Origin of the sequence: Enterobacter sp. DTU_2021_1002640_1_SI_PRY_ASU_LCPMC_013 (assembly GCF_032389435.1) — a bacterium.
GTDB classification, from domain to species: Bacteria; Pseudomonadota; Gammaproteobacteria; order Enterobacterales; family Enterobacteriaceae; genus Enterobacter; species Enterobacter hormaechei_C.
Genome location: NZ_CP135594.1, coordinates 3,719,155 through 3,730,594 on the forward strand (window position 1 = coordinate 3,719,155; position 11,440 = coordinate 3,730,594).

General features: G+C 55.1%; 13 protein-coding genes. 5 read left to right on the forward strand and 8 right to left on the reverse strand.

Annotated elements, in window-relative coordinates; translation table 11 throughout:
* From fliM to fliF, 8 genes are all read right to left on the reverse strand, one after another.
* On the reverse strand, positions 1 to 993 hold the full coding sequence (gene fliM / locus RS584_RS17780) for a flagellar motor switch protein FliM (protein WP_015571613.1): 993 nt from the start codon (positions 991 to 993) through the stop codon (positions 1 to 3).
* A 5-nt stretch (positions 994 to 998) separates the two neighbouring features.
* Positions 999 to 1,442, reverse strand: a complete 444-nt coding sequence (locus RS584_RS17785; RefSeq protein ID WP_015571614.1) for a flagellar basal body-associated FliL family protein — start codon at positions 1,440 to 1,442, stop codon at positions 999 to 1,001.
* Positions 1,443 to 1,664: 222 nt separating this feature from the next.
* Positions 1,665 to 2,726: a flagellar hook-length control protein FliK gene (locus RS584_RS17790; protein ID WP_315748396.1), complete on the reverse strand. Its 1,062-nt coding sequence runs from the start codon at positions 2,724 to 2,726 to the stop codon at positions 1,665 to 1,667.
* Positions 2,723 to 3,154, reverse strand: coding sequence for a flagellar export protein FliJ (gene fliJ, locus RS584_RS17795; RefSeq protein WP_015571617.1), 432 nt, complete (start codon positions 3,152 to 3,154; stop codon positions 2,723 to 2,725). The genes RS584_RS17790 and fliJ overlap by 4 nt, the downstream gene beginning before the upstream one ends.
* Before the next feature lie 21 nt (positions 3,155 to 3,175).
* Positions 3,176 to 4,549, reverse strand: a complete 1,374-nt coding sequence (fliI, locus tag RS584_RS17800; protein ID WP_315748397.1) for a flagellar protein export ATPase FliI — start codon at positions 4,547 to 4,549, stop codon at positions 3,176 to 3,178.
* A complete protein-coding gene (locus RS584_RS17805) occupies positions 4,546 to 5,250 on the reverse strand; it encodes a flagellar assembly protein FliH (protein WP_017692817.1) in 705 nt (234 codons plus the stop codon). The genes fliI and RS584_RS17805 overlap by 4 nt, the downstream gene beginning before the upstream one ends.
* Positions 5,237 to 6,223 carry a flagellar motor switch protein FliG gene (gene fliG / locus RS584_RS17810; RefSeq protein ID WP_015571619.1) on the reverse strand — a complete coding sequence of 329 codons (987 nt, stop codon included), beginning with the start codon at positions 6,221 to 6,223 and terminating at the stop codon, positions 5,237 to 5,239. Before fliG ends, RS584_RS17805 begins: the two co-directional genes overlap by 14 nt.
* Positions 6,220 to 7,890, reverse strand: a complete 1,671-nt coding sequence (fliF, locus tag RS584_RS17815) for a flagellar basal-body MS-ring/collar protein FliF (RefSeq protein ID WP_045333244.1) — start codon at positions 7,888 to 7,890, stop codon at positions 6,220 to 6,222. Before fliF ends, fliG begins: the two co-directional genes overlap by 4 nt.
* A 264-nt stretch (positions 7,891 to 8,154) precedes the next feature.
* On the opposite strand from fliF, the gene fliE reads away from it, so the two are divergent.
* The 5 genes from fliE to cheZ are packed head-to-tail and all read left to right on the forward strand — an operon-like array spanning position 8,155 to position 11,429.
* Positions 8,155 to 8,478: a flagellar hook-basal body complex protein FliE gene (fliE, locus tag RS584_RS17820; protein ID WP_020480519.1), complete on the forward strand. Its 324-nt coding sequence runs from the start codon at positions 8,155 to 8,157 to the stop codon at positions 8,476 to 8,478.
* Positions 8,479 to 8,493: 15 nt separating this feature from the next.
* A complete protein-coding gene (locus RS584_RS17825) occupies positions 8,494 to 9,348 on the forward strand; it encodes a CheR family methyltransferase (RefSeq protein ID WP_015571622.1) in 855 nt (284 codons plus the stop codon).
* The gene (locus tag RS584_RS17830) at positions 9,345 to 10,406 is read left to right on the forward strand and encodes a chemotaxis response regulator protein-glutamate methylesterase (RefSeq protein ID WP_017692814.1); all 1,062 of its coding nucleotides are present in this window, start codon (positions 9,345 to 9,347) and stop codon (positions 10,404 to 10,406) included. Before RS584_RS17825 ends, RS584_RS17830 begins: the two co-directional genes overlap by 4 nt.
* Positions 10,396 to 10,782, forward strand: coding sequence for a chemotaxis response regulator CheY (gene cheY / locus RS584_RS17835; RefSeq protein ID WP_015571623.1), 387 nt, complete (start codon positions 10,396 to 10,398; stop codon positions 10,780 to 10,782). Before RS584_RS17830 ends, cheY begins: the two co-directional genes overlap by 11 nt.
* 5 nt (positions 10,783 to 10,787) lie before the next feature.
* Complete coding sequence (gene cheZ, locus RS584_RS17840) at positions 10,788 to 11,429, forward strand: protein phosphatase CheZ (protein WP_048974280.1); 642 nt, start codon at positions 10,788 to 10,790, stop codon at positions 11,427 to 11,429.
* Positions 11,430 to 11,440 lie beyond the last annotated feature (11 nt).

An 11,440-nucleotide genomic window follows, 5' to 3' on the forward strand; every position in this document is an offset into this window, starting at 1 on the left:
TCACTCCTTATTGAAAGATTTTAATGCTGGCTGATTCATCCGATCGACCTTCAGAGCATATTGATTATTTACAGAGCCATATTTCGCGGTAAATACCGGCACGCTGCCGACGTTCGCTTCTATAAACTCCTGCTTATCCAGTGGGATAATGTCGCCTTTTTTCATCTTCATGACGTTTGACAACCGCGTGTTGATGTCGGCAAATTGCGCCACCAGCTCCAGCTCGGTTTCACGCATCTGGCTTGCCAGCATGCTGCGCCACTCAGAATCCTCATGGCGCGAATTATCCATTGGCGGATTGCTTAACAGTTCACGCAGAGGCTCTATCGTGCTGAAGGGAATACAAATATTGAACTCCCCGCGATGCGAGCCGATTTCCACGGAGAAAGGCGTGGTGACAACAACATCGTTTGGTGAAGAGGTAATATTGGTAAATTTCACCTGTATCTCTGAACGGATGTATTCCGTCTTAATTTTATAAATAGAGCCCCAGGCAAACTCATACGCCTCGCGTGCCATTGTCAGCATACGGTGGATCACCCGCTGCTCGGTTGGGGTAAATTCCCGCCCGTCTGCCTTCGTCGGGAAACGCCCGTCTCCGCCGAACAGGTTATCCACGGCCATAAATACCAGACCGGAGGAGAATGCCATCAGCGCGGTCCCACGCAGGGGATTAAGGTGCAGCAGGTTCAGGTTAGTTGGCACCGGTAAATTGCGGGCAAACTCATGATACGGCTGGATCTTTATATTTCCCGCCGTAATATCTGAACTGCGGCGCAGCAGGTTAAATAGCCCCATCCTGAACTGACGGGCAAAGCGTTCGTTAATAATTTCCAGAGAATGAAGCCGCTCGCGAATCACGCGTCGCTGAGTATTTGGATCGTAAGGTTTTATCCCCGCATCTCCCATGCTTCCATGGAGGTCATCGGGACTCTCCGTATCAGCATTGAGCAGGCGATCGATCTCATCCTGTGATAAAAAACTATCAGCCATTGTGTTTACCGCAGAATAAATTCATTAATCAAAACGTCAGTGACGTTAATCTTTTTGTTGAACGCCAGCGGTTTTTTAAGCTCATTATTGATGTTGCTAATCAGCTGGCGTTTACCTTCATCCGTTGAGAGCGTTTCATACGTTTGCTGAGAAAGCAGCATAAACAATCGGCTGCGATATTCCGGCAGGAATTTCTCAAGCACCTGTACGGACGACGTATCGCCAAGTCGTACGGACAGACCAATGTAGAGCACGCGATCCGACTCGTGCTGCGTCGGGGTCAGGCTAACGGTAAAGGTATTCATCGACACGTATAACGGTTCAACTTGCTGTACCGCCGGGGCTTCGTGCTCACTTCTCGAATTGTTGTCCGTCTGCACGTGTGCATATTTCATCGACCAGAACAGATAGCCTGAAAAACCGCAGGCTGCGAGGGCAATCAGAAACATTAGTATTAACAGAAGCGAGCGCGACCCTCCGCGAGCCGCAGCATTTTTATTTTTGTTACCCATTACGTAAACCCAATAAAATAAGAGAGGCAGCAACCTGCCCCTCGATAAATACGGCGGACATTGTAGTCCATTTAATCAGCAGAATAATCAGGAGATAAAATTTCATTCCTGTCGGCAATTCAGCAATTCAGCAATTCAGCAATTCAGCAATTCAGCAATTCAGGCAAAAGTGTTAATGCCGTATATATTTCCTTGCGTCGATGTTAATAATTCCGCCACAGTGTCTTCATCCACGAACACGTTATCTGCGCCTTGAGCGGTATGCTGCTCTCCGGAAGGATGACGTCCCTGCTCGCCACCGCCAGTATGTGGTCGATCGGGGCTCACGCTCGCCTGGCCCAACTGAAGCCCGGTTTCCGCTAAAGCCGCCCGCAGGTGCGGTAGAGCAGTCTCCATCATCTGCCGCACCTGGGCATGTTCGCTGACGATATGGATCTGCGCCTGGTCCTGCTGCACGCGCAAAGAGATATGCAATGAGCCCAGCTCCTGAGGATGCAGGCGGATCTCCGCATTGTGCAAATTGTCGCGGCTGAACAGGGCAATATGTTGGCTCACCGACTGTTTCCATTCGGGCGACTCCAGCGGATAACGGACGTTGACCACCTGCTGTGAGACAGGCTGACTGACCAGTCGCGCCGTTGATGGCTCCATCACGACGCTCTGAACCGTGGGATCGCACGTAGCGTGCTGCGATGCGTCTCCCTGATGAGCCGTTAAGCCTGGCATCACGGCGCTGGCGTCCGGGGCTTTCCCCCCTAACGCCTGTGCCTGCATCTGGAGAGGGGTATCTTCGCGTCGGGCGGGCTTCAGCTTAATATCGTCAACAGGGATCGTTAAAGGCGCCTTTTCGCCAGCGACCTCTTCACGTGGCAGACTCGCATCAGCAAGGGTCGCAGCCTCTGTAGCGCCCCTCGCCTGGCGGGTGACTATCTGCTGAAGCTGCCATTGCGGGCTTTCATCACCGGGAGAGGCGCTGATTCTGACCTCCGCCAGCGTGTCGTCACTCTCCCCCGGCTCAGCTACCGGCGGCAAAACCGGCTGCGGGAGAGGGTATCCTTCATGACTCAACAGCTGCGCCGGAACGTCCAGCCCAGGTAACAACAGTCCCATCTGCGCCAACCTGTCGTCGAGCGTGAGAGCAAAATCCTCGCCGATGAGTTTTCCTTTGCCTGCTCTCGTCGGCGCTCCGCCGGACAGCAGAGCCGTAATATCAATATTCATAGCCTTTCTCTTTTCTGTCCGGCACGCTGGGCGAATTCGTCCATCATTTTTTGCTCCTGGCGGCTCTGTGCCATAGCCAGTGCCGCTTCGCGGCGATCGATGAGCGTCTCAAACGCATTAAGGCGCTGCTTTTTCTGTAGCCACTTCTCTTTGACCCGATCCACGGCTTGTTCGCAGGTGGAAACATGTGATTCGTGCTGCTTCACCACCTGGTTAAGTGACAAAATGAAAGACTGTTGATTAACCAGATCCGCCATCGACATACCGCTGCCCAGCAGGCCCTGACGCAAAGATTGCTGGTACTCGCGCTCATAGTGCTGAAGCTGTTCATGCTGGGCCACGGCTGCCATAAGCGTCTGCTGGACGCTGCCGAGGGCGCGAGTGGTCTCCGTAAGCTTTTCCTGAGCCATATCACGCAGCATGACCATTGGATTATTCACTTTCACGTTTTATCCCGCCTGTTCATCGATGTCAGGGAAAAGTTGGCTCAGTGCGGCAATAGCCTCGTCGTAACCGCTCCGCTCGTGTATTGCCTGATGCAGGAAGGCTTCCAGCGCAGGATACTGGTCTATCGCTCTGTCGAGCAGCGGATCGCTGCCCTTCACGTAAGCGCCTACGCTGACCAGATCCCGGTTACGCTGGTAGGTCGACAACAGCTGCTTAAAACGCTGAACCTTGCGGTACTGGACATGCGGAATTAGCTCCGTCATCGCGCGGCTAATAGAGGCTTCAATATCAATAGCAGGATAATGGCCCGCCTCAGCCAGGCGACGAGAAAGCACGATATGGCCATCGAGGATCGCGCGCGCCGAATCGGCGATCGGATCCTGCTGATCGTCCCCTTCGGTCAGAACCGTATAAAAGGCGGTTATCGATCCGCCGCCGCGCATACCGTTACCCGCACGCTCTACCAGTGCGGGCAGACGCGCGAAGACGGACGGTGGATAACCTTTCGTTGCCGGCGGTTCACCGATAGCCAGCGCCACTTCACGCTGCGCCATGGCATAGCGCGTAAGAGAGTCCATTATCAGCAGGACATTCATCCCACGATCGCGGTAATCCTCAGCAATTCGGGTGGCGTAAACCGCACCCTGCATACGCAGGATCGGTGAGACGTCAGCAGGTGCGGCGATCACGACCGCGCGTGATAGCCCCTCTTCGCCAAGAATGTTCTCGATAAAATCTTTTACTTCACGTCCGCGCTCGCCAATCAGCCCGACGACGATGACGTCGGCGGTGGTGAAACGAGCCATCATGCCGAGCAGCACCGACTTACCGACGCCCGAGCCGGCAAAAAGGCCCATACGCTGTCCCCTGCCAACCGTCAGCAGGCCATTTATTGCCCTCACGCCCACATCGAGCACGGACTTGATGGGATCGCGGTGAAGCGGGTTAAACGAGGGGGTAAACAGGCCGGCTACGGGTTTTCCCGCCGGTGGACTACCATCCAGGGGGCGGCCCTGAGCGTCAAGCACGCGCCCCAGCAGGTGTAACCCCACCGGCAGCTGTTTACCCGCTCCCTTATCGGCCTCTGGCGCGTACACGCGCGCGCCGGGAAGAATACCGTCAACATGTTCAAGCGGCATAAGATAGAGCGTCTGACCGTTAAACCCGACCACCTCACACTCGACCGGTAAAATAGCCTGTCCGGTCTGACGTTCAACAATGCACAACGCGCCTATCGGCAGCTTCAGGCCTACGGCCTCCATCACCAGCCCGGTAGCACGCGTCAGCTTGCCGTACTGACGAAAGCGTGGGAGCTCTCCGAGCTTCTCTTCCACCCGATCCATGACCGAGAGCCAGTTTTTTAACTGCTGGCTCATTGGGACAATTCCTCTCGGGCGAGCTGACAGAGAGACTGCCAGCGCGTTTCCATGGTGGCGTCATACTCCACGTCCGGCGTGACCACACGACATCCCCCTGCGGCCAATTGGGGATCGCTTTGTAAGGACCACCCCATTGAGGAGAGCGTCTCACCGATCGCCTGGGAGACCATGGGCAGATCCTGCGGGTTCACATGCAGTTCTGTCGGGCCGTTGAGCAGGGTATCCTGCTTCATTAACTGGCGGATCTGCGCAAGCAGAGCATGGTTATCCGCCACGCTCAGGGTGCCATACAGCTGCTGTACCGCCGTCAGCGCCAGCTGAACCAGACGTCCGGGAATAAGGCTATCGAGATTCGAAAGCGCAAGCTTGCACTGCGTCACCCATTCTCCAGCCTGGAGCAGTAAAGCCTGCCGTTCGTCACGGGCCTGTTCCAGCCCCTGCGCCAGACCCGCCTCACGCCCCTCCTTCAGCCCGGCCTCATAGCCTTCGCGACGGCCTTCCTCTTTTCCTTGCGCCAATCCCTGAGCAATACCCTGCTGCTCAGCCTGCTTACGCAGGCGTGCCAGCTCGGCCTTAAACTGCGCGTCAGAATGGCCGGTATCCTGCGTCTGCAACGGTACTTCAACCGTTTCGTTTAACAGATCCTCAGGCTGCCAGCTGCGCCACTGAGCGGCGCTATTGGCATCAAACGTAGGCATCGTCGCTGCCTCCAATGATGATTTCCCCTGTCTCCGCAAGGCGACGAACGATGTTCAGAATAGTCTTCTGCTCGGCTTCCACCTGTGACAAACGCACCGGGCCGCGCGATGCCAGATCTTCGGTCATCAGATCCGACTGACGGCGCGACATGTTACGGAAGAATTTGGCCCGCAGCGCTTCGTCTGCTCCTTTGAGGGCGATGATAAGGGTTTCACTTTCCACCTCCTGCAACAGACGCTGGATGCTGCGATCCTCGACATCCACCAGGTTTTCGAACAAGAACATTTCGTCGATAATTTTCTGTGCCAGCTCACTGTCGAAATCGCGAACCGCCTCAATGGCGGCCTCTTCCTGCTGGGATTTCATCAGGTTTAAAATCTCCGCAGCCGGGCGCACCCCACCCATTTTGCTGCGCTTAAGATTCTGACCGTGGAGCAGGCCGTTGAGTACCTCCGTCAGTTCCTGCAACGCGGCGGGCTGAACCCCGCCGAAGGTGGCGATACGCAGCATAATGTCGTTACGTTCACGATCGTCGAATTTGCTCAGGACGTCCGCCGCCTGGTTACGCTTTAAGTGGACCAGGATCGTGGCGATAATTTGCGGGTGTTCTTCACGAATCAGATCGAATACCGCCAGCGGATCCATAAAGTTGAGCGTTTCGATCCCGTTTCCACCCTGGTGGGTATCCAGCAAATCCTCAAGCAGCGTTGACGCACGCTCTTCACCCAGCGCCTTGACCAGCACGCTGCGCAGATACTCGTTCGTGTTAAGGCTCAGCGCGGCATACTCGCTTGAGTCATTTTTAAAGTCGCGCAGCACGGAGGCCATTTGATCGTGGGTAAACCCCGCCATGTTGACCATAGAACTGCTGATGGTCTTCACCTCATGCGCGTTTAGGTGCTTAAAGACTTCGGCGGCCAGGACGTCGCCCAGCGTCAACATAACGATGGCGCTTTTCTCTGCGGCATTCATGATTTGAGCTCCTGATTCATCCACTGACGAATAACCAGCGCAATAACCCGCGGCTCTTGTTCCGCCAGTTCGCGCAGCTGCTGACTGTTAAGTTCCGTATCCACACGCTGCTGAGCGCGGTCACGCGCATCCTTTTCGGACGCTTTCTTGCGGGCGGCCAGCTCTTCCTGACGCGCCTCTTTTTCCATTTCCATGCGGCGCAGGCTGGTTTCCTGATGGCGGATCCAGGCCGGATGAACAAGCTTACGCCACATAACCCAGGCGATAATCGCAATAACCAGATAACGCGCAATCGCCATCATCAACTGATAAAACTTATCCTGTTTCCAGAATGGCGGGAGTTCCTCTTCCTCAACCCCGTTAAACGGCGAGTTCAAAATATTGACGCTATCGCCGCGTGAGGCCGTATAGCCGACAGCCTCTTTAACCAGAGCATTAATACGGTTCAGTTCAGCCTCACTCAGCGGACCCGGCTTGCCCTCAGCGCCTTGCGGCAGATGGTTTATCACCACCGCGACTGAAAGACGATCGATGCGCCCCATGGCATTTTTAATGTGGGTTAGCGTGCGATCGACCTCAAAATTGGTGGTCTCATCGTTGTGATTGTTGTAGGGCTGTGAGCGGTCATTTCCGGTACCAGCGGTACTGGTTTGAGCGGCAGGCTTGTCAAGCGGCTGCGTAAGTGGCGCAGTGGCAGGCGCTGGCGGCTGATTCGTCAGCGCGCCCGGTACGCCGCCATTGCCGCGTCCGTTACCCTGCTCGGACTGGCTCGTCTGGCGGCTTCGAATCACCATTTTTTGCGGATCGGCGTTGGGCTGATACTGCTCCTGCGTCTGCTCCTGCTGGGTAAAATCAATCTGCGCCGTGACCTGGGCGCGAATATTTTTGCTGCCCACCAGCGGCGCCAGTATTCGCTGGATGCGCTGCTGGTAATCACTTTCGATCTCACTGGTGTACTTCAGCTGTGACGTTTGCAGGCCGCGCAAACCACTTTGGGTGAGCAGCTCACCCCGCTGATCGACGATAGTGACATTTTCTGCCGTCAGCCCCGTCACGGCGCTGGAAATCAGATGGGTAATGGCAATGACCTGTCCTTCATCCAGGGTACGCCCCTGAATCAGGTTGACGGTAACGGAAGCCGTTGGCTGTTTTTGCTCACGCACAAACATCGTCTGCTTGGGTGTGGCAAGATGAACGCGCGCCGATCTGATCGGCCCCAGGTTTTCAATAGTACGCGCCAGCTCTCCCTCAAGCGCCCGCTGATAATTAACCTGTTCGCTAAACTGGCTAATACCAAACTTTTCCTTATCCAGCAGTTCAAACCCTACGGAGCCGCCTTTTGGCAACCCCTGTTGGGCCAGCTTCATACGCACTTCATGGACCTGCCCTTCAGGAACCAGAATAGCGCCACCCGGCGCGTCGATGCGGTAAGGGACATTCATCTGCGACAGCTGGGCAACAATGGCCCCACCGTCTTCATCACTGATATTGCTAAACAACACGCGATAGCCTGGCTCTTTTGCCCAGAACATAAGCGCAATTAATACCGATACGGCAGCCGCGGCGCAAATGACCAGCGATAGCTTCGGGCTGGCGCGAAGCCATGACAGAGCCGATTTAATTCGGTCAGCCGGATTATTCGTTAAATCATTTAATGTGGCACTCATGCCGTGATCCTGTAAGAAATAGCACGCACAATAATGCGCGTCAGCGCCTGTGATATCGCAGGGCTGATAACGACGATTTCAAATTAAGAGAAATTTTCAGGCGGGCATTATCGTCTGAAAGGCCGATTTTTTAAGGATAAATAAGCTTAAAGTAATGTTCGCTTATTGGATTTTATGGCCATTTTGCCTACGTGTTAAACTATCAACGTTTAAAAGATATGTAATAAATGTGTGCTTTTCCCTTATTAATTCAGGAAGTCAACAATGTCAGCAACTTTAATGCGTGGCGTACTCGATCAAATTAACACTCAGTCACAGCAAATAGCCGGCATGAGCCGAAACCAGCCTGCCGCGCTGAAAAACACGCCGTCGTTCTCTGACATTTTATTCAACAGTATCAATGAAATTAATGAAACTCAGGTTAACGCGAAAGAAATGACGCAGCAGTGGATGTCTGGCAGTAGCGATATTGGATTAAATGACGTAATGCTGGCAATGCAGAAGTCCTCAATTTCTTTTAGCTTCGGTGTGCAAGCGCGCAATAAAATGCTCAGTGCCTACCAGGAAATCATGAATACCCCGGTATAAGGCCTCGCCCTGTCTATGAGTGAATTTAAAGACATTCCCGTGCGCTTATCGCCAAATAAGCTTACGTTATCCGATTCTGAATTACAGCGTATTGGGCAACTGATCTATCGCCGCGCCGGGATTGTAGTCAACGCACAAAAACGAGAGATGATTTTTAATCGTTTATCACGGCGGCTACGGGCGCTGGGGATTGACACATTTCTTGAGTACATCAGCATTCTGGAATCCCACAGCGAGCATCCGGAATGGCAGAACTTTGTCAACGCGCTGACAACCAATCTGACCTCTTTCTTTCGCGAAACCTACCACTTCCCGGTGCTCGCAGAACACGCCCGTCAGCGGCCCAACGGCTACCGCGTCTGGTGTACCGCCGCTTCCACCGGGGAAGAACCTTGCTCCATCGCCATGACGCTGGACGAGACTCTGGGGAGCGCGACGGGAGGGCCACGCGTCTGGGCCTCTGACATCGATACCGAGGTGCTGGCCAAAGCGGAGGCAGGGGTATACCGCATGTCCGACCTACACTCGCTGACCCTGGTGCAAAAACGCCACTATTTTTTGCGCGGCTCGGGTGAGAACAGCGATCGGGTGAAGGTAAAGCCAGAACTGCTGGCCGCTATTCACTATCAGCGGCTCAACTTGCTGGACAACAGCTGGCCGCTGCCCGGACCGTTTGACGCCATCTTTTGCCGCAACGTGATGATCTATTTCGATGCGCCGACACAGAAGCGTCTGCTTGAGCGCTTTGCCCGCATGCTGAAGCCAGACGGCCTGCTGTTTGTTGGTCACTCTGAACATTTTAATCATCCGCACATTCCACTCAGGCTTCGCGGCCAGTCGGTGTATGAACTTACGGAGGCCTTACGGTGAAACGGATACGGGTGCTGACAGTTGATGATTCTGCGCTCATGCGCAACATCCTGAGCGCAGTGATCAATCAACAGCCAGATATGGAGATGGTCGGCACCGCGCCAGACCCGCTGATCGCACGCGAGATGATTAAGCAGTTGAACCCCGACGTGCTGACGCTGGATATCGACATGCCGAAAATGGATGGGCTGGAGTTTCTCTCCCGTTTGATGCGCCTTCGTCCAATGCCGGTGGTGATGATCTCCTCGATGACCACCCGAGGCTCGAAGGCGACAATGGCCGCGCTGGAACACGGCGCCGTCGATTTTCTGGCCAAACCCGATCAGCGTATCGCCGGAAATCTGGAACTGTGGGGTGTGCAGGTCGCAGAGAAGATCCGCATTGCCGCGAAGGCAAAACTGGGACGTCAGGCTGAAGTGGCCTCGCCGATACTGCGGGGCATTACCGTGGATCCACAAAGCATTGTGGCGATTGGCTCCTCGACCGGCGGGACGGAGGCGCTGCGCCAGGTATTAACGCCGCTGCCAGCCAGCGTCCCCGGTATCGTCATCGCCCAGCATATGCCTGCCGGATTTACCCGCTCCTTCGCCCAGCGTCTTGATTCACTTTGCCAGATAAAGGTGCATGAAGCGGATGACGGCGATCCGGTACTTCCGGGTACGGCATTGATCGCCCCCGGCGACAAGCATATGGAGATCGTCCGTCACGGAAAAGGGTACGCCGTCAGGCTGACCGACGCGCCCCCCGTCAACCGTCATCGCCCGTCGGTAGACGTTCTCTTTAACTCCGTTGCACAGCTGGTGGGCGCACATGCCAGCGCCGCCATCCTTACCGGAATGGGAGCCGACGGCGCACGTGGGTTGCTGGCGTTGCGCGAGTCGGGCGCGTTTACCCTCGCTCAGAGCGAAGCGAGCTGCGTGGTGTTCGGTATGCCTCGCGAAGCGATTGCCCTTGGCGCTGCCCGAGAAATCGTCGATCTCAATAAAATTAGCCAGCGTCTGCTGGAAAGTTTCAGCCATAAACCACGACGTTCAGGAGAGAACACACATGTCGGATAAAAACCTGCGTTTTTTGGTGGTGGACGATTTTGCCACCATGAGACGTATCGTACGTAACCTGCTTCAGGATCTGGGCTATTCAAATATTGAAGAGGCGGAAGATGGCCAGGACGCGCTGAACAAGCTGCGCGCCGGTGAGTTTGATTTCGTTGTGAGCGACTGGAATATGCCCAACCTTGATGGCCTTGAGCTGCTGAAAACCATTCGCCTCGACCCGGCGATGTCAAAGCTGCCGGTACTGATGGTTACTGCGGAAGCAAAGCGCGAAAACATTATCGCCGCCGCGCAGGCGGGTGCCAACGGTTACATCGTTAAACCGTTTACTGCCGCCACGCTGGAAGAAAAGCTTGGCAAAATTTTTGAAAAACTCGGGTGAATACTATGACCACTCAGCCTGGCGAGATCGCGGAACCGCCAAAGGATCTCTTTTTGCGTATCGGTCAATTAACCCGGCTGCTGCGCGACAGTATGGCAAATCTTGGCCTGGAGCAGGCCATTAAAGAAGTCGCGGACGCGTTCCCCAACACGCGCGACCGTCTCAACTACGTTGTTGGCAAAACGTCTCAGGCCGCCGATCGCGCGCTGACGGCCGTCGAGGTGGCACGACCGCTCCAGGAAAGATTAGGTGAAAATGCCGGTAAGCTTACTGAACGGTGGGACGCCTGGTTTGAAGAGCCACAGCCGCTTGGCGAGGCGCGAGAACTGGTGAAAGAGACACGTACCTTTCTGCTGGACGTGCCGGCCACCGCTCAGCAAACCAACCAACAGCTCACCGAAATAATGATGGCGCAAGACTTCCAGGATCTCACCGGCCAGGTGCTGCAAAGCCTGATGCAGGTGATTCAGACCGTCGAAACCGAGCTGATCAGCGTGCTGGTTGAAAACATGCGCGAACGTGACGCGGGTATCGAACAGAGCGGTGACGCCCATCTCAAGAACGGCCCGCAGATTGATACCAGCGTCGCCGGGATTGTCGCCTCTCAGGAACAGGTGGATGACCTGCTGGAGTCGCTGGGCTTTTGATGACCCCAGGC